This window comes from Actinoplanes regularis, assembly GCF_900188005.1.
Taxonomy (GTDB): Bacteria; Actinomycetota; Actinomycetes; order Mycobacteriales; family Micromonosporaceae; genus Actinoplanes; species Actinoplanes regularis.
The window spans coordinates 79108-101044 of sequence record NZ_FZNR01000017.1 but is presented as its reverse complement, the minus strand read 5'-3'; the positions used below and the strand labels follow the sequence as shown (position 1 = coordinate 101044).

The 21937-nt window shown below is 70.6% G+C and carries 16 protein-coding genes; 11 read left to right on the top strand and 5 right to left on the bottom strand.

Annotated elements, in window-relative coordinates; all coding sequences use genetic code 11:
• Positions 1–23: 23 nt before the first annotated feature.
• Together CHC09_RS32980 and CHC09_RS32975 are read right to left on the bottom strand one after the other, a co-directional pair.
• A complete protein-coding gene (locus CHC09_RS32980) occupies positions 24–2441 on the bottom strand; it encodes a GH92 family glycosyl hydrolase (protein ID WP_089297169.1) in 2418 nt (805 codons plus the stop codon).
• Positions 2442–2562: 121 nt separating this feature from the next.
• Positions 2563–5925 (bottom strand): 3-keto-alpha-glucoside-1,2-lyase-like domain-containing protein, encoded by a 3363-nt coding sequence (locus tag CHC09_RS32975; protein WP_089297238.1) that lies wholly within the window; start codon positions 5923–5925, stop codon positions 2563–2565.
• Positions 5926–6181: 256 nt separating this feature from the next.
• Here CHC09_RS32975 and CHC09_RS32970 point away from each other — a divergent pair, with 256 nt between their 5' ends.
• Entirely contained in the window at positions 6182–7690 is a 1509-nt protein-coding gene (locus CHC09_RS32970; protein ID WP_203833309.1) for a glycoside hydrolase family 5 protein, read from the top strand.
• Between the two features lie 52 nt (positions 7691–7742).
• Here the strand turns inward: CHC09_RS32970 and CHC09_RS32965 are convergent, their stop codons facing one another.
• Both CHC09_RS32965 and CHC09_RS32960 read right to left on the bottom strand, forming a co-directional pair.
• Complete coding sequence (locus CHC09_RS32965; protein ID WP_089297168.1) at positions 7743–8165, bottom strand: hypothetical protein; 423 nt, start codon at positions 8163–8165, stop codon at positions 7743–7745.
• A gap of 133 nt (positions 8166–8298) precedes the next feature.
• Positions 8299–9477 (bottom strand): helix-turn-helix domain-containing protein, encoded by a 1179-nt coding sequence (locus tag CHC09_RS32960; protein ID WP_143232735.1) that lies wholly within the window; start codon positions 9475–9477, stop codon positions 8299–8301.
• 206 nt (positions 9478–9683) lie between these two features.
• Here CHC09_RS32960 and CHC09_RS32955 point away from each other — a divergent pair, with 206 nt between their 5' ends.
• The 10 genes from CHC09_RS32955 to CHC09_RS32910 all read left to right on the top strand — a co-directional run bounded on the left by CHC09_RS32955 (position 9684) and on the right by CHC09_RS32910 (position 21398).
• Entirely contained in the window at positions 9684–11705 is a 2022-nt protein-coding gene (locus CHC09_RS32955; RefSeq protein ID WP_179277379.1) for a PAS domain-containing sensor histidine kinase, read from the top strand.
• 119 nt (positions 11706–11824) lie between these two features.
• Positions 11825–13084 carry a sialidase family protein gene (locus tag CHC09_RS32950; RefSeq protein WP_089297165.1) on the top strand — a complete coding sequence of 420 codons (1260 nt, stop codon included), beginning with the start codon at positions 11825–11827 and terminating at the stop codon, positions 13082–13084.
• A 109-nt stretch (positions 13085–13193) separates the two neighbouring features.
• Positions 13194–14414, top strand: coding sequence for an ROK family protein (locus CHC09_RS32945; RefSeq protein WP_089297164.1), 1221 nt, complete (start codon positions 13194–13196; stop codon positions 14412–14414).
• Between the two features lie 146 nt (positions 14415–14560).
• Positions 14561–15067: a flavin reductase family protein gene (locus tag CHC09_RS32940; protein ID WP_089297163.1), complete on the top strand. Its 507-nt coding sequence runs from the start codon at positions 14561–14563 to the stop codon at positions 15065–15067.
• 21 nt (positions 15068–15088) lie between these two features.
• Positions 15089–16153 (top strand): ABC transporter substrate-binding protein, encoded by a 1065-nt coding sequence (locus CHC09_RS32935; RefSeq protein WP_089297162.1) that lies wholly within the window; start codon positions 15089–15091, stop codon positions 16151–16153.
• A complete protein-coding gene (locus CHC09_RS32930) occupies positions 16150–16989 on the top strand; it encodes an ABC transporter permease (protein WP_089297161.1) in 840 nt (279 codons plus the stop codon). The genes CHC09_RS32935 and CHC09_RS32930 overlap by 4 nt, the downstream gene beginning before the upstream one ends.
• Positions 16965–17705 carry an ABC transporter ATP-binding protein gene (locus CHC09_RS32925; protein ID WP_089297160.1) on the top strand — a complete coding sequence of 247 codons (741 nt, stop codon included), beginning with the start codon at positions 16965–16967 and terminating at the stop codon, positions 17703–17705. The genes CHC09_RS32930 and CHC09_RS32925 overlap by 25 nt, the downstream gene beginning before the upstream one ends.
• Positions 17702–19039: an LLM class flavin-dependent oxidoreductase gene (locus CHC09_RS32920; RefSeq protein ID WP_089297159.1), complete on the top strand. Its 1338-nt coding sequence runs from the start codon at positions 17702–17704 to the stop codon at positions 19037–19039. Before CHC09_RS32925 ends, CHC09_RS32920 begins: the two co-directional genes overlap by 4 nt.
• Entirely contained in the window at positions 19036–20364 is a 1329-nt protein-coding gene (locus tag CHC09_RS32915; protein ID WP_089297158.1) for an LLM class flavin-dependent oxidoreductase, read from the top strand. Before CHC09_RS32920 ends, CHC09_RS32915 begins: the two co-directional genes overlap by 4 nt.
• Positions 20361–21398 carry an aldo/keto reductase gene (locus CHC09_RS32910; RefSeq protein WP_089297157.1) on the top strand — a complete coding sequence of 346 codons (1038 nt, stop codon included), beginning with the start codon at positions 20361–20363 and terminating at the stop codon, positions 21396–21398. Before CHC09_RS32915 ends, CHC09_RS32910 begins: the two co-directional genes overlap by 4 nt.
• Before the next feature lie 124 nt (positions 21399–21522).
• Here the strand turns inward: CHC09_RS32910 and CHC09_RS32905 are convergent, their stop codons facing one another.
• Positions 21523–21930, bottom strand: coding sequence for a hypothetical protein (locus CHC09_RS32905; protein ID WP_089297156.1), 408 nt, complete (start codon positions 21928–21930; stop codon positions 21523–21525).
• Positions 21931–21937: the final 7 nt, after the last annotated feature.

Below are 21937 nucleotides of genomic sequence, written 5' to 3'. Positions count from 1 at the left end.
GCTCGGGAGACGGTGGGCGGGCCTCAGTGGTCTCGGGGGAGGTCGGCGGCCGCGGTCGCCCAGGTCCGGTTCGGGGCTGTGCCCAGGGTGAAGGCGACTGTGCCGCCGCGCTGGACGAACGACTCCGGCAGCCAGGAGCGGCTCAGGTTCTTCCCGTTGAGTTCGGCGCTCTGGACGTACTTGTCCGTGGTGTCGGCGGTGACGGTGAGCCGCACGCCGTTGCTGCGCAGGAGTTCGATCCGGGTGAAGACCGGGCTGCCGAGCAGCAGTTCGGCGCGCCCCGGAACCTGCGGGAAGAGGCCGATGGCGGCGAACACGTACCAGGCGCTCATCGTGCCGAGGTCGTCGTTGCCGGGCAGGCCGGCCGGGCCCGTTCCGTACGCGGTGTCGACGATCTGCCGTACCGTCTCCTGGGTCTTCCAGGGCTGACCGAGCCCGTTGTAGAGCCAGGGCGCGTGGATGCCCGGCTCGTTGGTCGGGTCGTAGCGCAGGGCGTTGCCGCCGAGCACGGCCCAGTTGCCGGCCTCGTCGTGGAAGAACCCGTCGAGCCGGGTCGCCGCCGCCTCCCGGCCACCCATCAGCGCCGCCAGCCCGGAGACGTCCTGCGGCACCATCCAGGTGTACGTGGCACTGGACCCCTGTGCGAACCCGACGTCGGTCGACGGGGTGAAGCCGCTCTGCCAGCTGCCGTCCGCACGGCGGGCCGCCTGGTAGCCGACCGCGGGGTTGAACGTGTTCTTCCAGTAGTCGCCGCGCGGCAGCAGTTGGCGGTACAGGTCGTTGCGCCCGGCCCGCCGGGCCCACATCGCCAGTGAGAAGTCGGCGAGCGAGTTCTCCAGGGTCTCGGCGGCCCCGCCCCAGCAGTGGCAGATGTCGTTCGCGGCGTACTTCAAGGCCAGGTAGGTGTTGAGGGTCGGCCGCTGGCCGAGGCACTGCCCGGGGCAGCCGAGGTCGGAGAGCGCGTCGGGGTTCTGCACCGTGGCCTGCCGGACCAGTGAGGTGAGCGCGGCGTCGGCGTCGAAGTTGCGCACCCCCATGGCGTAGTAGGTGGCCAGGGTCGGGGCGGCCGGATCCCCGGTCATGACGTGGGTGCTCGCGCCCAGGTGCAGCCAGCGGTCCCAGACGTTCTTGTTCTGCGCGGAGAAGTCCAGCATCGACTGGGCCATGTCGCCCGCGACGTCGGGCCGCAGCAACGCCAGCAGCTGGATCTGCGCGCGGTACTGGTCCCAGCCGGAGAACGTTCCGTACGCGTTGCCCTGGCCGGCTCGGACGGCGTGGATCTGCAGGTCCGCGCCGAGGTAGCGGCCGTCGAGGTCGCTGATGGTCTGCGGCTGCATCAGCGAGTGGTAGATCGCGGTGTAGAAGGCCTGGGTGCGGGCATCCGTGCCGCCGGCGACCTGGACGCGCCCGAGCTCGGTGTTCCAGGCGTCGCGGGTGGCCGCGGCGACGGAGTCGACGGTGGCGGTGCCGGGCACCTCGGCGTCCCGGTTCGCGGCCGCGCCGGCCTCGCTCACGTACGAGATGCCGACCCGCATCCGCACGTCGCCGCCGGCGGAGGTGTCGAAGCCGACCCAGCCGCCCGAGCCCTTCCCGGCCCGGTCGGCGCCGGTGAGGTAGCCCTCTCCCCCGGTCGCGGTGGTGCCGCCCGGGGTGACGGTCGCGTTCTGCCAGGTGCCGGTGCCGGCGAAGTCCCGGTCGAAGACCGCGCTGAAGTACAGGCGGTAGTACGACCGCCGGTTCGGGTTGGTGGCCCCGCCGCCGTTGCCCCGCCGGCCGCAGAAGCCACCGGTCAGGACGGATCCGGTCACCGTACGGGTGGCGGGGTCGATGGTGATCCGGGCGTCCTCGCTGCCGTTGAGCGAGTTGGAGGTACGGAACAGCAGATTGGCCGCGGAGCCGGTGGGAAACGTGAAGTCGGCGATCCCGGCGCGGGTGCTGACCGCGAGATCGGTGCGTACCCCGTTGTCGAGACCGACCGTGTACCGGCCCGGACTGGCCGCCTCGTCGGCGTGCGAGAACGTCGACACGTACCGCTGGTCTCTGGTGTCCGCCGTGGGTGAGCTGTTCACCTCACCCACGAACGGCATGATCGGCACGTCGCCCGCGGCGCCCGGGCTGCAGCCGGCCCCGTTGAGGTGGGTCAGGCTGAAGCCGCGCACCTTGGTGACGTTGTACTCGTAGCCGTTGCCGCCGCCGGTGCCGGTCTGATCCCCGCTGGTGCTGGTCGGGCTCCAGGCGATCATTCCGAACGGCCGGCTCGCGCCCGGCCAGGTGTTGCCGCCGCGGGTGGTCCCGATGAACGGGTCCACGTAGCTCGCCGGATCCTCGACCAGCACCACCGGCGGGGACGCCCCGGCGGCGGGGACGGCGGCGGCGAGCGTGACGACCAGGACCGCACCCACGAGCCCGGCCAGACCGGCACGCACACGTGACATCGACATGAGTCAGCCTTTCGCAGAGTTGCGCCGACCCTACGGGGATGTTGATGATCACAAATGCCGTGCCGGTCCACCGCGAGGTGAATGCCGCGCGAATCGTCGGCGGCGCGTCCCTCAGCCGTCGCTAAGCGGGCTCTATCCAGAGGTTGCGATAGCGGACGTTCGCGCCGGGATCGCCGTGGTCCTGCAGGCGGATCGGCAGGAAGGCCGGGCTCTCGGGCGCGCCGTTGCCCGTCGGCCCGTCGATGGCGACGTTGTCGTGGACGGTCGTGCCGTTCCAGACCACGGTCACCCGGGCGTTCTCGGTCTTCGTGGCGCCGTCGTACCGCGCCGCCCGGAACGTGATGTCGTACGTCTGCCACGTCTCCGGTGCGGTGCCGGCGTTGCTGGAGGGCGCGCGTTTCAGATAGATGGCGGCGCACTCGTTGTCGGCCAGGGCCGGCTTGCCGTACGTGTCGAGGACCTGGATCTCGTAGCGGTCCTGGAGGTAGATGCCGCTGTTGGCGCGGGCCTGGCCGGTCACGTCGGCCGGCAGGTTCGGCAGCCAGAACTCGGCGTGCAGCCGGAAGTCACCGAAGGTCTGTTTGGTGCGCAGGTCGCCGCCGAGCGCCTCGGCGGAGCCGCCCGAGATCGGCCAGGTCGCCGGCGTGCCGTCGGCGTTCTGGAAGGCCTGCAGGTTGCCGCCGTCGAAGAGCGTGACCCGGCTCGTGCCGTTGTGAGTCCATCGCTGCTGGGCCACGTCGGCCCACTCCCAGATCTGGATCTGGGTGCCGTTCGCGCTCGCCCCGCCCGCGGCGTCGAGGACCTTGCCGGACGCCGGGTTGAGCAGCGAGCCGTTGGGCTGGGCCTGCCACACCTGGGCGGGACCGTTGTTGCAGGTGTAGAGCTGGACCTTGGTGCCGTTGGCGGTGCCGGCGTTGTCGACGTCCAGGCACTTGCCGAGCGCCCGCAGCGTGTCGCCGTCGCGTGTCCAGCTCTGCGCGGACGAGTTGTTGCAGGTGTACAGCTGGATCTTGGTTCGGTCGGCGGCGCCGGCGTTGTCCACGTCGAGGCACTTGCCGCCGATGCCGGTGATGGTCCCGGTCCGCGTGGTGGCGGTGCCGGCACCGACGGTCAGGCTGTCGAGGTTGACGTGCCCGACGTCGCCGGAGTCCACCCGGTAGGCGATGGTGTTGCCGCCGGCCCGCAGTGTCACGGTGTCGGTCCTGGTCGCCCAGGTGTCCCAGTTCCCGGTGTCGGCCAGGCTGATCTGCCGTAGCTTGGCGCCGTTGACGTACAGGCTGACGGTCTTGGCGCCCGCCGACGGGTTGGGGCCGTTGCTGAAGCGCAGCGAGACCGGGTAGGTGCCGGCCGACGGCACGTCGACGGGGAACGTGGTCGCGGCCCCCGCGGAGCCGTAGCCGGCGACGAAGCCGGAGCCGGTGTAGCCCGAGTGGTCCGACGCCACCCCCGCGCTGCCGCTCAGCCCGGCGTTCTCCGCCTCGACCCGGTCGGTCCGCGGCGTCGTGCCGTCGGCGAGGCTGTTCAGCGTGTACCAGGCCTCCGTGCTCCACAGCGATGCACCGGAGGTCGAGGTGAAGGGCCGCGGTGAGCGCACGTGTACGACCCGGCCCGGTTTCAGCCCGGTCAGCTTGAGCGTCACCTTGAGCCGGTCCGCCGACAGGGTCGCCGAGGCGATCGGCAGCGATTCCTCGTCGATCTTCGGTCCGCCGTACGCCGGGGTCGGGACGTAACGCCACTGCTCGGCCCGGTACCGCGCGGCCAACTGCGCCGCGGTGTCGGCGGACACAGGCTGGGTGTACTCCAGCTCGAAGCCGTCGCCGATCGCGCGCATCGCCTTGATGTCGAAGACGCTGGTGCCGTTCGGTGTCAGCTTCTGCAGCCCGTACGTCAGCTTGCCCTCCTGGCCCCAGTTGCCGCCCGCGCCGAGCCCGCCCATGTACAGCGCCCCGTCCGGGCCCTGGCTCAGCCGCAGCACGCCCGACTCCAGGCCCTGGGTCAGGCGGAAGACCGCGCCCTGGTACTGCCCGTTGACCTTCTCCAGGAAGGCGCGCTGAATGCCGCCGTACGTGACGTCGCCGAACAGCATCTGGCCCGCGTACGGCCCGGTGTCGAGCAGCAGCGGAGTGCTCGGCGAGTTGGCGATCTCGTTCTGCGGAAGCCACAGCACGGGCTGGGTGACCGGCTGGCCGTCGAACGGTCCGTCCGGGTTGGTGTAGTGGCCGAAGAAGCGGCCCGGCTTGATCTGCACGAGCTTCGACGCGGGCAGCCAGCCGCCCTGGTTGTCGGTGACGAAGATGTCCCCTTCCGGCCCCCACCCGAGGCCGTCCGGGGTTCGCAGGCCGCCGGCGACGTACTCCACCGCGCCCGTCGCCCGGTTGATCTTCAGGGTGGTGCCCCGGTTCGGTGAGCCCTGCGGCTCGGTGGTCGCTCCCCCGAGGTTGATCGAGACGGACAGGTTCAGATAGAAGTAGCCGTCCCGGTAGAGCAGGCCGAACGCGAACTCGTGGAAGTTGCCGTCGAACGGCCAGGTGGCGACCCTGCGGTACTCGTCGGTGACGCCGTCGCCGTTGGTGTCGTTCAGTTCGGTCAGCTCGTGCTTCTGGGACACGTAGATCTTGCCGTCGACGATCTTCAGGCCCATCGGTTCCCGGAGCCCGGTGGCGACCCGCTTGTAGGTGACCTGGCTCGCAGTGGTGGCGCCGGTTACTCCACTGAGGACGTAAACCTCGCCGGTAACCAGGTCGCTGCCGCCCCAGGTGGCGATCGCCAGGCGCCCGTCCGGATACCAGTCCATGGCGCTCACCTGCGGCTGGAAGCCGGCCGGCCGCAGTTCGGTGAGCGTGTAACCCGGGTGCACGGCGGTGAGCGGGAGGCCGTCGCCGGGGCTGTCCGCCGCGCCCTGACACTCCTTGCGTCCGGGCGCGGTCACCCGCACCACGCCGGCGTCCGTACTCAACGCGGAGTTGGGCACGACCGCGAACGAGCCGGCGCCCGGCGGCCGCCATTCCAGGGTGAGCTGCTGGCCGCCGTCGCGCTCGAAGTAGTCGACGCGCAGTGCGTGGTAGCCGGTCGTGAGGGTGACGGCGCCCTCCTTCGCGGTCGAGCCGTGCAGACCGTCGTGGTTGATCACGGTCGCGCCGTCGATCAGCAGCCGGGAGCCGTCATCGCTGGTGAGCCGGAAGGTGTACGCCCCGGCGGTGGCGATGTTGACGTTGCCGATCACCTCCGCCTGGAAGCGGTCCTCGAAACCGAAGTCGGCGGCGGCGGTCCAGTTGACGGTCGGCATGAGCTTGTCGACGTTGGGGGTCTGACCGTCCTTCAGGGTGCAGATCGTGTCGCGTGCGGTCTGCAGGTCGTAGGTCCTGAGGGTGACACCTGGCTCCTGTGGCGGGACGGCCGCGGAGGCGGGTAGGGCGTGCAGCAGTCCCGCGAGCAGGAGGGCTGCACCCAGCATCGGTGAGACGGTGCGGATCAGTTTTGTCATCGCGCGCTCCAGAGGCAGCAGCACGACTCCGACCAGGGGTCGAGAGTCATCGATGCGTGGTCACGCTAGGCGGCTTCTGTTCGAAAGTCCATAACTTCAATGCAAACAGAGTTAACTTTTGCTCTGAAAAACAAAAGTCGCAGACGTACGTCGCCATCTCAAGAAAACGTCGAAGGGCTTGATCCGCGCATGGGAGCGCTCCCGTACTGCTGCCTGCAAGAAAGGCTCAGCTTCCGGCGGAGGGCGCGGGATTCCAATGTACAGATCACGGTTGAAGGTGGCCCGCTCCCGGGTCCGGCGGTGGCAGGTCGTGGCGGTGGCCGGCGTCGCCACGGTCGCGGTGGGGATCGGGATCGGCGTCGCCTCGGCGGGCCAGGCGGCCCCGACGGTCAACTGTCCACAGGTGAAGATCAACGTGGTGGTGCCCGCCCAGCAGCGGGCCGACGTGGAACGCAATCTCCAGCTGCTCAACACGCAGATCACCGAGGCGAACAACCGGCTGCGCAGCACCGTGGGGCAGGGCGGCCCGAACTTCATCCAGAACGCGATCCTCGGCCCGCTGCGGGACAAGCGGGTCGCCACCATCGACCGGATCGAGATCGCGATCGGCCGTAACGCGGCGCGCCCCAACCTGAACGCCGCCAAGGTCGCCACCTGCACCCTGAACTCCAGCGGTGGCGCCTCCCAGCAGCAGCCCACCGCGATGCCGGCCGCCACCAGGACCGCGACCGCCAAGCCGACCACCCCGGCGACGAAGGCTCCGACCACCGCGCCGGCGACCACGGCACCCACCAGCGCGCCGGCGGCGACCGCGACAGCGGTTCCGGCCGGGACGCCGGTCGCGGTCAACGGGCAGCTCAGCGTCTGCGGGACGAAACTGTGCAACAAGAACGGCACGGCGATCCAGCTGCGCGGCATGAGCAGCCACGGCCTGCAGTTCTTCCCGAACTGCGTGAACGCCGCCTCGCTCGACGCGATCCGCAACGACTGGAACGCGGACTTCATCCGGCTCTCGATGTACGTCCAGGAGGGCGGCCTGGAGACCGACCCGACCGGCTTCACGAACAAGGTCAACGGCCTGGTCGACACCGCCACCAAGCTGGGCCTCTACGTGATCGTGGACTTCCACATCCTCACGCCGGGTGACCCGAACTTCAACCTGGGGCTGGCCAAGACGTTCTTCGCGAACGTGACCGCCAAGCACGCCGGCAACGACAACGTCATCTACGAGATCGCGAACGAGCCGAACGGGGTCAGCTGGACCGCCATCAAGTCCTACGCCGACCAGGTCATCCCGGTGATCCGGAAGAACTCGCCGAACAGCGTCGTGCTGGTCGGCACCCGCGGCTTCTCCTCGCTCGGCCTGACCGACGGCGCGACCGAGCAGGAGATCATCGACGACCCGGTCACCTTCAAGAACGTGATGTACACGTTCCACTTCTACGCCGCGTCACACGGCGCGGACCGGCGGGCGGCGGTCGCCCGGGCGGCGAAGAGCCTGCCGCTCTTCGTCAGCGAGTTCGGCACGCAGACCTTCACCGGTGACGGCGGCAACGACTTCACCAGCACCACCGCCTGGCTCGACCTGCTGAAGAGCCTGAAGATCGGCTACGGCATGTGGAGCCTCTCCGACGGCCGGGAGACCAACTCGGCCTTCAAGCAGGGCACCTGCTCCGGCACCACGTTCAAGGGCACCGGCGTGCTGACCGAGTCCGGCCGCTACATCCGCAGCCGCATCCTGACCGGCGTCGGCTCCCCCAACTGACGCCACCGGCCCGGCCACGCCCACTCAGGGCGCGGCCGGGCGACTGGTGGAATCAGGACTTGGTCGAGGCGCTGCAGACCCAGTCGCCGTTCAGGACACCATCCTTGGAGCGGACCTGGCACGCATGCACAGTGATGTTCTCGCTGATGTCGTAGTTGCAGCGGCGGACCTCGGTACCGTCGTCGCCGATGCTGGTGTTGTCGTTGCAACCGGTGCGCAGATCCACCCAGTGCATCCCGTCGCATGCGGCGTTGGCGCAGACGTAAGACTGAATCTTGCCGTGCACGGCGTAGCCATCGGCGTCGAGGTCGTGGACGTAGAGCCAGTCACCGTCCGGGATGAACGTCGTACTGCCCCAGCTCTTGCTGATGGTCACGTTGGACCCGCTCGCGGCTGCGGAGCTCTCCGTCCCGACAACCATGATCGCGCTTGCCGCCAGGGCCAGACCGACGTGCGCCAGTCTCTTGAGCTTCATGAGGAGTTCCCTTCGTGCCGTCGTCCGGTTGAGGAGCGGAACGCGTCCGCTCCCGTTCGGCTGAAGAGACTTCGTACCGGCCAAGATGATTGATCACGACCTGGTGAGCGGGAAATCAATCATTCCCGAATGGTCAGGCCGGGTAGGAGCAGGCCGCGTTCACGGCCTCGGCGCGCTGCGAGGCGGTGAGCGAGACCGGCGGGAATTTCGGTCCGAGGCGGCCCGCACCGGCGGACCGGACGTCCACGATCCCGGTCGGCCCATCGCCGCCGAGGCAGGCGACCGCGGCGATGAGCACCGGATCCGGCCCGGTGGCGACCCCTCCGAGTCGCCAGGACACGCCGAAGCCGGGCTTGCCGGCGGTCTCCTCGGTGAAGCCGATCTGTCGCCAGCGCCGCGCCGTGGGCGGCTCGGCCGGCTGGTAGAGGGCGGCGAAGCCCACGATGTCCAGGCGGGTTCCGGTCGCCTTGAGCCGCACCGTGCCCGGCTTCGCCGGATCCACGGCCGCCGTCAGCGCGATCGTGCCGGGAGGTGTCCGGTCATCGACGCACCGGCTCGCGGCGAGACCTCGTGGCGGGTTGCCGTGGACGATTCCGGACGCGACGACGTCGCCGTCGGGCAGTTTGAACCAGCGGACGTCGGGCGTACCACCGGTGTTGTCGTGGATCTTCTCACCGAGGCAGTAGCCGACGAAGCCGATCGTGCACCCGCTCGGGATCGTCCGGGTGATCGGCGCGTCCCGGGCCGCGCCGGTGTGCGCCCGCGCCCCGGCGCCGTAGCTGACCGCGGTGAACGCCGGGTGGGCCGGCTGCTCCGGGCAGCCCGAGCCCCGCTGATCCCGCGCGAGGTACACGCCGCCGGCGGTCGCGGTCAGCAGCACCGGCACGGCGGCCCAGGCCACGAGTCGCCGAGGCGACGGCCGGCCACGCCGGGAGACCGCGTCGAGCGGCGCTGACGGCGCGGGCTCGACCGGATCGGCCTCGGGAAGAGGAACCGGATCGGCCTCGGCGACAGGCACCGGGCCGGCCTCGGTGAGGGGCGCCGAGGTCAGGGCGGTGTCCAGCTCGTGCCAGCGCCGGCGCCACAGGTCGACGTCACCGCGGCAGGCCCCGACATAGGCGAGCACCACGTCCAGGGTGGGTTTGCGGGTTCCGCCGGCCGCCTCGGAGAGGGTCGCGGCGCTGTAGCCGGCGCTCCTGGCCAACGCCCGGTAGGTCGGGCCGCCCGCCTCAGTACGTACCTTGCGCAACTCGAAGGCGAACGCCTGGAGCGGACCGGCCGCCGGATCCACCGCCTTCTCCTGACGAGCCACGCTGCTCCCCCCGATATGGCGGCTCGCGGTCGTCTCGTCGCCGAGATGGCGGGCAGATCACACCGGCGACAACATGTCGTCAGGCCGTCCGAACCCGGCAAACGATATCAAGCGGCCGGTAGCGCCTCCCGCGCGAACGCTCAAGCGTTGCCGGCCGAGGCCGAATGAAGAAGGAACGACGAAGGTTGTACGGGGAGGGAATGGTCGTGTCGATCGCTGCCGCGGAGCCGGACGCCGCCAAGATCAGGCCCTTGAGCCATTCCGAGCCGGAGATGCGTAACATCCTGAACTCCGTTCCGCGGGTCAGCTGGATCGCCGGTCTGAACGCCGTGCCGGAGTGGTTCAACGTGCTGGCGGTCGACTACAGCGGCAGCACGGCCTCCGCCGACGAGAAGTGGGACTGGATCAGGTTCATCCACCCGGACGACGTGCGGGGCGTGCGAGCCGCGGCCGAGCGGGGCGCCGACACCCACCTGTGGTACGAGGTCGACTGCCGGCTGCGCCGCCGTGACGGACGGTTCCTCTGGCATCGGGTGATGGCCATGCCGATGGCGGACGCCGCCGGACGGGTCACCGGGTGGGCCTGCACCGCGGCCAACATCGAGGACCAGAAGAACGTGGCGGCCACGCTCCGCGAGGCGCAGCGCGACAGCGCGGAGGCCCTGGCGCTCACCGAGGAGTTGCTGTCGGCGCTGCCGGTCGGCCACGCCCTGGTCGACCGTGACCTGCGCTACGTACGGATCAACGACACGCTCGCCGCCATCCACGGCACGCCGGTCGCCGGCCACCTCGGTCGTACCGTCGAGGAGGTGATCCCGGACCTCGCGCCGATCATCGGCCCGGACTTCCGTCAGGTGCTCTACAGCGGCGAGCCGCTGCTGAACCGGGAGATCACCGGTGCCTCGCCGGTCGGGCCGGGCCGGACCTGCCGGTGGCTGTGCAGCTATTACCCGGTGCGCACGGACGGCGAGATCGTCGGGGTCGGCGTCGTGGTCATGGACATCACGGCCCGCGCCGAGGCCGAGGAGTTCCGGTCGGTCGTCATGGACAACATGGCCGAGGGGCTCTACACCGTCGACGAGTACGGCGAGCTGATCTCGATGAACCACGCCGCGTCGAGCATGCTCGGCTGGACCGAGGACGAACTGCGCGGCCGGCTGGTCCACTCGGTGGTCGAATTCCGCGGCGACGACGGCTCGGCACCGGCGGTCGACCCGGCGACGCCGGCGCACCGCGCGGTCGGCACGGCGACGGTCACCTGCCGGGACGGCCGGAACCTCCCGGTGGCGTACTCGGCCGCGCCGTTGCGGGTCGGCCCCGCCACGGTCGGCGGCCTGGTCGTGGTCTTCCGGGACATCACCGAGGAGAAGCAGCGCCGGCAGCGCGAGATCGAATCCCGGCACGCCCAGAAGCTGGAGTCGCTGGGCCGTCTCTCGGCCGGCATCGCCCATGAGATCAACACGCCGATCCAGTTCGTCGGCGACAACACCCGGTTCCTGGCCAGCTCCGCCCAGGCCCTGATCGATCTGCTGCTGGTCTACCGCGAGGGCCTGGGCCTGTCGGCGACGTCGGAGCCGTCGCCGTGGCGGGACCGTCTCGAACGGGCCGAGGAGGAGGCCGACCTGGAGTACCTCACCGAGGAGGTGCCACTGGCGGTCAACCAGAGTCTGGAGGGTATCGAGCGGGTCGCCTCGCTCGTCCGGGCCATGAAGGTGTTCAGCTACAAGGACGCCGGTACCGCCGCGTACGCGGACCTCAACGAGGCGCTGGAGAGCACCCTGACCGTGGCCCGCAACGAGGTGAAGTACGTCGCGGACGTCGTCCTCGACCTCGGCGACCTGCCCCACGTGCTGTGCCACGTCGGCGACCTCAACCAGGTCTTCCTCAACCTCCTGGTGAATGCCGCCGACGCGATGCTGGGCCGGGACGGGCGGGGCACGATCACGGTCACCAGCCGGAAGGACGGGCCGGACGCGGTCATCACGATCACGGACGACGGCAGCGGCATCCCGGAGGAGCTGCACAAGGTCATCTTCGAGCCGTTCTTCACCACCAAGGAGGTGGGCAAGGGGACCGGCCAGGGACTGCCGCTCGCGCACGCGGTCGTGGTGGAGAAGCACGGTGGCACGATCGAGTTGAGCTCGGCGCCGGGCGAGGGGACGACGTTCGTACTGCGCCTGCCCGTCGACGGCAAACCCACCGGGACCGGCGCCACACCTTCGGTATAGGGACGGCAAACGTTCCATGAACACGGTCGAACCGACCCACCGCAATCGATGATCTTCCCGTTACGGTCCCTGCGGCGGGCTCCACAGAGGAGCCCGATCCGTTTCTCGGGGGGATCGAAATGCGCAGACGCGGACCTCGTGCCGCAGCCGGCCGGCTGACCAGCGCGGTTGTCCTGACGGTGGCGGTGACCGGGTTGACGGCGGGACCCGCCCAGGCGGTCGCGCCCAGCCCGGAGGGCTACACCCTGTTCGGTGGGAACGACATCTTGAACGGTGTCTCCTACGACAGCTTCCGGATTCCGGCCATCGTGAGCACCACGCCGGGAAGCCTGGTCGCGTTCGCCGAGGGGCGGCGTAACAGCGAGAGCGACTGGGGCGACATCGACCTGGTGATGAAGACCTCGGCCGACAACGGGGCGACCTGGTCGGGTCTGCAGCCCGTCGCGACCGGAGGAACCGACACGTGGGGTAATCCGACGCCGGTGTACAACCCCAACAGCGATCCCGCCACCGGCGGCACCATCTGGCTGTTCGCCCAGCGGACCGACGGGACCGTCACCAGCACCGATCAGACGACCTGGGACAACCGGGAGGTCTACGGACTGTCGAAGCAGGTCGGCGCGGACGGCGTACCGACCGGGTCCTGGACCTTCAAGAATCTGAACTCCACGCTCAAACCCGCCGGCTACAAATGGGACGCGATCGGCCCCGGCAACGGCATCCGCCTCACCCAGAGCGGCCCGGACAGGGGCGCTCTGGTCATCCCGGCATGGGGCCGCAACATCTACAGCAAGGACGGCGGGACCACCTGGCAGCAGTCGGCCCTGCCGAGCCGCGACGGCGTCGAGGGCACGGTCAGCGAACGCACCGACGGCAGCCTGTACCGCAACGACCGGCCGGGCAGCGGAAGCGGGTTCCAGCCCTACCGCAGATTCCTCAGCGGTACGCTCACCGGCGGCTACACCGCCTACCAGTGGCACGACGGCACCCACGACACGCTCACCGAGCCGACCAGCGGCGGCGGCTGCCAGGGCTCCGTGCTCCGCTACAACTTCGACGGCCGGCACCGGCTGATGTTCCTGCACCCGAGCGACGCCACCAACCGCCGGAAAATGATGATCAGCATCAGCTACGACAACGGCGCGACGTGGGACGAGATGTCCCGGCTCATCCCGCACCCGACCGGCTGGGGCGGCGACGATCCGGTGGAGGGCGGTTACTCCAGCATGGCCAAGACCTCGGATTACCACGTGGCAGCGCTCATCGAGGGCAGCAAGGCCGACCCGTCCGACCCGAGCGGGACCGGGGCGAAGGAGCACTTCATCGTCTTCCACAAGTTCAACCTGAACTGGATCCTCAACGGCCGCACCGAGCCGTAGTCCACACCGGTGTTACGGACCGTAAAACGTCCGATAACTTGTGGCGACAGCGGCGTGGCGGCGGCATTACGCTCGGCGGATGATCCGCCCTCACGCCGGTGGCCGGTGAGTGGGCCGGCCGACGACCCGGCGCGGCGACCTGCCGCCGATCGACGCGCGCCGGTCGCGTGACTCGGCCGGGGCGGTGCTGCGCGCGGTGCTCGACCACGGGCCGATCGCGCGCAGCTCCGTCGCCCGGGTGACCCGGCTGTCCGCGGCGTCGGTGACCGGGGTCGTCTCGTCCCTTCTGGACCGCGGGCTGATGTGTGAGGTGCCGGAGGCGGCCGGGCCGCCCGGGATCGGCCGCCCGCACGTGCCGCTGGACATCCAGGTCGAGGGCGCCGCCGTGATCGGCGTGCACATCGCCGTCCCACGGATCACGGTGTCGCTGCTGGACCTGCGCGGGCGGATCATCGCGCAGGTCCAGGAGCCGCATGGCCGTACCGACCCGGCGAGCGTCATCGCCACGGTCGCCGCCCGGATCGCCACGCTCCGCCGCCGGCACCCACGCCGCCGGGTCCTGGGGCTGGGCCTGGCCACCGGCGGCTGGGTCGACTCCCTGACCGGGACGATCGTCGAGCATCCGGCGCTGGACTGGCGGGACGTGCGGATCGGCGCGGCGCTGGCCGAGGCGACCGGCCTGCCGGTGCGCACCGACAACAACTCGCGGGCGCTGCTCCGCGCCGAGCTGCTCTTCGGCGCGGTGGCCGGCCGGGCCCGGGAGAGCGCCGTGCACCTGTTCGTCGGCAACGTCGTCGACGTGGCGTTCGCGACCGGCGGAGCGATCCATCAGGGACCACGGTCGGCGTCGGGCGCGGTGGCGCATCTACCGGTCGAGGGCTGCCGGGAGGCCTGCTCGTGCGGCCGGGTCGGCTGCCTGCAGGCGGCGGTCTCGGAGCGCGTGCTGGTCCGGCGGGCGATGACCGCCGGGCTGATCGACCGTCCGGAGATCCCGGCCCTGGTGAAGGCCGCGGCCGACGGCAGCGCCGGCGCGCTGGAGCTGCTGCGGGATCGTGCCCGGCTGGTGGGCCGCGCCGCGGCGCTGCTGCTGGACCTGTTCGACCCGGAGGTGCTGGTGGTCGCCGAGGCCGGCGCCAATCAGCTGCCGGAGTGCCTGGCGACGCTGCGGGCGGAGGTGGCGGCCTGGTCGTCGGCGGGAGCCGAGATGGAGCGGGTGGTGCACCCGTCGAGCTTCCCCGGCACCGTGCTGGCGGTGGCCGGCGGGGCCGTCGCCCTGGACCAGGTTTACGCGTCGCCGCTGGATCTCGGCGTGCGACTGCGCGCGTCCTGAGCAGCCGAAACTTAATTCAGTTCGACGCATACTTGCCTGCTAATCCTAGCGGCATAGTATGAATTCAGCGGGCGCACCCGACCCCCAGCCCGCGACCTCCGGGCCCGATCAGCCCTGCCCTCCTCGAATTCGGTTGGGAGCCCGCCATGACCGTCACTGTTTCCCGCCCGACCCCGCCCGCACCCGTCGACGCCGCCCTGTTCCGCCAGGTGTTCCGTCGCCACGCCGCCGGTGTGGCCGTCGTGACCGCCGACGCCGGCCGCGGCGCCGCCGGAGTCACCGTCACCTCGCTGGCCTCGCTCTCGTCCGAGCCGCCGTTGCTGTCGTTCAGCATCACGGGCACCGCGTCGGCCTGGCCGCACCTGCGCGACGCCGGCACCGCCGTCGTACACCTGCTGGGCGGCGCGCACACCGAGCTCGCCCGGACGTTCGCGACCAGCGGCATCGACCGGTTCGGCGCACCGACGCGGTGGCGGCGGCTGCCGACCGGTGAGCCGCTGCTGGACGACGCGGCCGCCTGGCTGCGGATCTCGATCGAGCTGCGCCACCCCGCCGGCGGATCGCACCTGGTCGTCGGCCGGATCGAGGAGGTCGGCCTCGCCGAGCACAGCGCTCCACTGCTCTATCACGACGGCAACTTCCACGTTCTCTGACTCAGCGGAAAAGGAAGACCCATGAGAAGAATTTCCCGAGGTACGGTCGCCGCCCTCCTCGCCGCCACCGTCCTGCTCGCGGCCGGCTGCGCGAAGGAGCAGGCCGGCACCAAGCTCGAGCTGACGGCGGCACTGCCGGACCAGGTCCCCAGCGGCACCGTGCTGCGGCTCGGCGACCCGCAGATCCAGGCCATCGTCGGCGCCTCCGGGCTGGACAAGGAGCTCACCGACGCGGGCGTGAAGGTCGAGTGGGCCAACATCAGCGGCGGCCCACAGAGCATCCAGGCGTTCCGCGCCGACAAGCTGGACTGCGCCTCGGTCGCCGACATCCCGTCACTGTTCGCCGCGTGGACCGGCACCTCCACGAAGATCGTGTTCCAGTCGGTCACCCTCGACCCGCTGAACCACCCGATCTACCGGCTCGGTGTCGCGCCCGGCGCGAACGTCAAGTCCCTGGCCGACCTGCGGGGCAAGAAGATCGCCTACAGCGCCGGCCAGGCCCAGGGCGCCCTGGTGCTGCGGGTGCTGCAGAAGGCCGGGCTGAGCCAGAAGGACGTCCAGCTCGTCGAGCTGACCAGCAACGGCGACTCCTACGTGACCGCGCTCGGCAGCAAGGCCGTCGACGTCGCGCCGATCGGCGCCCAGAACATCAAGCTGTACGAGGCGAAATACCCGGGCGCCAGCTCGATCGGCACCGGCATCCGGGACGACGCCTCCACCCTGTACTGCCTCACCAGCGCGGTGGAGAACTCGCAGAAGGCGGCCGCGCTGAAGGCGTATGTCGGCGTCCGCACCAAGGCCATCCTGTGGGCGAACGAGCACCACGCCGAGTACGCGAAGGCGTACTACCAGGAGAGCCAGGGGCTCAGCGCGGCCGACGCGAAGGCGGTCGTCGAGATCGTCGGCAACAAGGGCATCCCGGCGACCTGGGACGCCGCCATCGCCCGCCTGCAGGCGACCGCTGACCTGCTCGCCAGCGAACAGAACCACGAGAAGATCGACGTGAACAAGCTCGTCGACCGCCGGTTCGAAGCCGTCCAGGCGGCGGCCGCCGGCTCCCAGGTGGTCACCGGTGATGCCGCATGACCGCCACCCTGCACACCCCTGAGCCCCAGGTCCTCGATCGGGTCGACGAGCGGGTCGTCCGCCGCCGGCTCGGCCCCGGCCGCCGCATCCGCTTCGCCTTCTGGATCGGCCCGGCCCTCGTACTGGCCCTCTGGTCGGCCGGGTCCGCGACCGGCGTCATCACGCCGGCGATCCTGTCCGCGCCGTGGGACGTGGTGGTCGCCTTCGAGGACCAGTGGGTCAACCACGACCTGCTCGGCAACATCCTCTCCTCGCTGCAGCGCGCGGCGATCGGCCTGACCCTCGGCGTGGTCACCGGCGCGGTGCTGGCGGTCGTCTCCGGCCTGTCCCGGATCGGCGAGTCGCTGATCGACGGGCCGATCCAGATCAAGCGGTCGGTGCCGACGCTCGCGGTGATCCCGCTCTTCATCGCCTGGTTCGGCATCGACCAGGAGATGAAGATCATCACGATCGCGCTGATCAGCCTGGTGCCGATCTACATCCACACCCACAACGGGCTGCGCTCGATCGACGGCAAGTACGCCGAACTGGCCGAGACCATCGGTATCGGCCGCGGCGAGTTCGTCCGCCACGTGGTGCTGCCCGGCGCGCTTCCGGGGTTCCTGCTCGGCATGCGGTTCGCCGTCACCGCGTCGCTGCTCGGCCTCGTGGTCGTCGAGCAGTACAACGCGGTCGCCGGCATCGGCCACATGATCACCCTGGCCGAGCAGTACGGGCAGACCGACGTCATCGTCGTCGGCCTGGTCATCTACGGGGTCTTCGGCTACTGCGCGGACAGCGCGGTACGCCTCACCGGAAGGAGGGTGCTGGCATGGCGACAGACGCTCGAGGGCTGACCACCGAGGTCGCGGTCCGCGTCCGCGACCTGCACCGCAGCTTCAACAAAGACGGCGGCGTCCTCAACGGTCTCGACCTGGACATCGCCCCCGGTGAGTTCGTCGCCCTGATCGGCCGCTCCGGCACCGGTAAGAGCACCCTGCTGCGAGCGCTCGCCGGCCTGGACCGCGACGTCGCCGGCCACGGCCGGATCACCGTCCCGGAGCAGGTGTCGGTGGTCTTCCAGGACTCCCGGCTGCTGCCCTGGAAGCGGGTGCTGGACAACGTCGTCCTCGGGCTGCGCGGCCCGGACGCCGCCGACCGTGGCCGCAACGCGCTCGAGGAGGTCGGTCTCGCCGGGCGGGAGCGCGCGTGGCCGTACCAGTTGTCCGGGGGTGAACAACAGCGAGCCGCGCTCGCCCGCTCGCTGGTCCGCCAGCCGCAACTGCTGCTCGCCGACGAACCGTTCGGCGCCCTGGACGCCCTGACCCGCATCCGCATGCACGCCCTGCTGCGCAAGCTCTGCGCGGCCCACCGGCCGGCCGTGCTGCTGGTCACCCACGACGTCGACGAGGCCATCGTGCTCGCCGACCGGGTGATCCTGCTCGACGCCGGCGTGGTGCGCACCGACGTCCGGGTCGAGCTCACCAACCGGGTCCGCTCCGACGCCGAGTTCGCCCGGCTACGCACGCTGCTCCTGGATGAGCTGGGCGTGGACGAGGAGGCCCGGCGATGACCCGCAACCCGAACCGGCTGCACCTCAACGCGTTCCTGATGAGCGTCGGCCACCACGAGGCGTCCTGGCGGCTGCCGGAGAGCGACCCGTACGCCGGCTGGAGCGTCAAGCACTACCAGGAGCTGGCCCGCATCGCCGAACGCGGCCGGCTGGACTCGCTGTTCCTGGCCGACAGCCCGGTCCAGCAGGGCGACCCCGGCCGCCGGCCGACCGGCAAGCTGGAGCCCACCGTGCTGCTGACCGCGCTGGCCGGCGTCACCGAGCGCATCGGGCTGATCGCCACCGCCTCCACCTCGTACAACGAGCCCTACAACCTGGCCCGCCGGTTCGCCTCGCTCGACCACGTGTCGGACGGCCGGGCCGGGTGGAACATCGTCACCACCGCCGGCGCCGACGCGGCCCGCAACTTCGGCCTCGACGACGTACCGCCGCACCAGGAGCGCTACGAGCGGGCCGACGAGTTCCTGGAGGTCGCGACGAAACTCTGGGACAGCTGGGCCGACGACGCCGTCGTCGCCGACAAGCACGGCGGGGTCCACTCCGACGCCGCCAAGGTGCGGGCGATCAACCATCGGGGCCGGTTCTTCCGGGTGGACGGGCCGCTCAACGTGCCACGATCGCCGCAGGGCTGGCCGCTGCTGGTGCAGGCCGGCTCGTCGGAGGACGGCAAGGACTTCGCCGCCAAGTGGGCCGAGGCGGTCTTCACCGCCCAGCAGACCCTCGACGAGGCGCGGGCGTTCTACCGCGACCTCAAACAGCGCACCGCCGCGGCCGGCCGCGACCCGGACGGCATCAAGATCCTGCCCGGGATCGTGCCGGTCATCGGCGCCACCGAGGCCGAGGCCCGGGAACTCGACGCCGAGCTGGAACGGCTGATCAGCCCCGAGTACGCCCGCAGGCAGCTCGCCGAACGCTTCAACCTGGACCCGGCCGACCTGAAGCTGGACGAGCCGCTGCCGGACAACCTGCCGACCGAGGACGAGATCGAGGGCGCGAAGAGCCGGTTCACCCTGATCGTCGACCTGGCCCGCCGGGAGAACCTGACCGTGCGGCAGCTCATCGGCCGCCTCGGCGGAGGCCGCGGGCACCGCACCTTCGCCGGCACCCCGGTCCAGGTCGCCGACACCATCGAGGAGTGGTTCGACAGCGGGGCCGCGGACGGCTTCAACATCATGCCCGCGGTGCTGCCGTCCGGCCTGGCCGCCTTCGTCGACCACGTGGTGCCGATCCTGCAGGAACGGGGCCGGTTCCGCACCGAGTACGAGGGCACCACCCTGCGCGACCACTACGGCCTCCCCCGCCCCGCCAACAGCCTGGAGCTGATCCCACGATGAGCCGCCAACTGCACTTCAACCTGTTCCTGCACGACACCGGGCACCACGAGGCGTCGTGGCGGCTGCCGGAGTCCGACCCGTACGCCAATCTGTCGCTCGCCGCCCACCAGCACCTGACCCGGGTCGCGGAGGAGGCGAAGTTCGACTCGGTCTTCCTCGCCGACAGCCCGGTGCTCTGGAGCGACCCGGGCCGCCGTCCCTCCGGCAAGCTGGAGCCGACGCTGCTGCTGGCCTCGCTGGCGGCGACCACCACCCGGATCGGGCTGATCGCGACCGCGTCCACCTCGTACAACGAGCCCTTCAACCTGGCCCGCCGGTTCGCCTCACTGGACCACCTCTCCGGGGGCCGGGCCGGCTGGAACATCGTCACCACCGCCGGGGAGGCGGCCGCCCGCAACTTCGGCCTGGACGAGCAGCCCCAGCACCGGACCCGTTACGAGCGGGCCGACGAGTTCCTCGAGGTCTCCACGAAGCTCTGGGACAGCTGGGCCGACGACGCGATCCTCGCCGACAAGCAGGCCGGCGTGCACGCCGCGCGGGACCGGGTCCGCAGCATCGACCACCACGGAACCTACTTCCGGGTGGACGGGCCGCTGAACGTACCCCGCTCCCCGCAGGGCTACCCGCTGCTGGTGCAGGCCGGCTCGTCGGAGAACGGCAAGGAGTTCGCCGCCAAGTGGGCCGAGGCGGTCTTCGTCGCCCAGCCGACCCTGCGGGAGAGCCAAGACTTCTACGCCGACCTGAAACGCCGCGCCGTGGCGGCCGGCCGCGACCCCGACCATGTCGTCATCCTGCCCGGCATCGTGCCGGTCATCGGCGACACCGAGGCGGAGGCACGTGAGCTGGACGCCGAACTGGAGCGACTGATCGCCCCGGAGTTCGCGGTCGCCACCCTGGCCACGGTCCTGGGGGTGGACGCCGACCGGCTCCGGCTGGACGAGCCGCTACCGGCGGATCTGCCCGGCGAGGACGAGATCGAGGGCCACAAGAGCCGGCGCACCCTGATCGTGGAGTGGGGCCGGCGGGAGAACCTGACGGTGCGCCAGCTCATCGGCAAGCTCGGCGGAGGCCGCGGCCATCGCACGTTCACCGGCACACCCGTCCAGATCGCCGACACGATCCAGCACTACTTCGAGAACGGCGCCGCGGACGGCTTCAACATCATGCCGGCGGTGCTGCCGTCGGGCATCGAGGCGTTCGCCGCCAAGGTCGTGCCGATCCTGCAGGAGCGGGGCCTGTTCCGCACCGAGTACACCGGCCGCACGCTGCGCGAGCACTACGGGCTGCCCCGTCCCGCCAACCGCCTGGAGCTGATCTCCCGATGACCGTTCCCCTGCGCCCGTTCGGCCGTACCGGCGTCAAGGTCAGCGCCCTCGCGCTGGGCACCATGATGTTCGGCTCACGCGGCAACAGCGACCACGACGACAGCGTCCGGATCATCCGCCACGCTCTCGACGCCGGCATCAACCTGATCGACACCGCCGACGTCTACAGCCAGGGCGAGTCCGAGACGATCGTCGGCAAGGCCCTGCTCGGCCGCCGCGACGACGTCTTCCTGGCCACCAAGTTCCACGGTCAGATCGGCACGGACCCGAACCAGTTCGGCAACTCCCGCCGTTGGGTCGTCCGCGCGGTCGAGCACAGCCTGCGCCGCTTGCAGACCGACCACATCGACCTGTACCAGGTGCACCGGCCCGAGGACGACACCGACTTCGACGAGACCCTCGGCGCGCTCTCCGACCTCGTCCACCAGGGCAAGATCCGTTACATCGGCACGTCCACCTTCGAGCCCTCGGCGATCGTCGAGGGCCAGTGGACCGCCGACCGGCGCGGCCGCGAACGGGTCGTCGCCGAGCAGCCGCCGTACTCGATCCTGGCCCGCGGAGTCGAACGTGAGGTCCTGCCGATCGCCCGCAAGTACGGTCTCGCCGTCATCCCCTGGAGCCCCCTCGCCGGCGGCTGGCTGACCGGGCGGTTCCGGGCCGGCGGCGCCCAGCCGTCGAGCAGCCGCGCGGGCCGGCAGCCGGGCCGCTACGAGATCGACGCCCCCGAGAACGCGACCAAGCTCGCCGCCGTCGAGGCCCTCGCCGAACTCGCCGAACAGTCCGGGCTGTCGCTGATCCATCTGGCGCTCGGGTTCGTCCTGGAGCACCCCGCGGTCACCGCCCCGATCATCGGGCCGCGCACCCTGGAACAGCTCGAGGGCCAGCTCGGCGCCGCCCGGGTCCGGCTCAGCGCGGACATCCTGGACGAGATCGACAAGATCGTGCCGCCCGGTGTCACGCTCTCCGCCCGGGACCAGGGCTACCACCCACCGGCGCTCACCGACCCCACCCGACGCCGCCGTAGCGCAACCTGACAACGACAAATTCAAAATCCATTTCCCCTGGTACGACCGATGGAGCCCCGCCTCCAGGCCTTTCGGCCCAAGCACCGTGACACTCTCGCGCGAGGGCCGCGCCACCCCGGCCCACCGCCTTCGGTCACCGTGCCGGCGTGTCCGTCCGGGCACGCCGGCCGGCGATCATCGCGGTGGTGCCGGTGACCGCGGCGAACACGAGGCCGAGCGTCATCACCGCCGTGCCGGTCACGGTTCCCGCGTCGCCTGATCGGAAGTTCGGCGTCATCTGCCCGGCCGCCCATCCACCGACCACGATCCACAGCGAGATCAGCACTCCGGACACCGGCGCCCACCAGCGGCCGGACGCCACTACGACCAGGGCCGCACACGCCGCGATGAACAGAATCCCCGGCGGGAACCCGCCGAACTTCGCCGGGTCCGCGACCCACTGCACGACCAGCCCCGCGATGCCGGCCGCCAGCCCGGCCAGGGACAGTTTCGTGCTCTTGGGCGCCGCCGAGAACCGCGCCGCAATCGTGCTCAACACCATCTTCTCC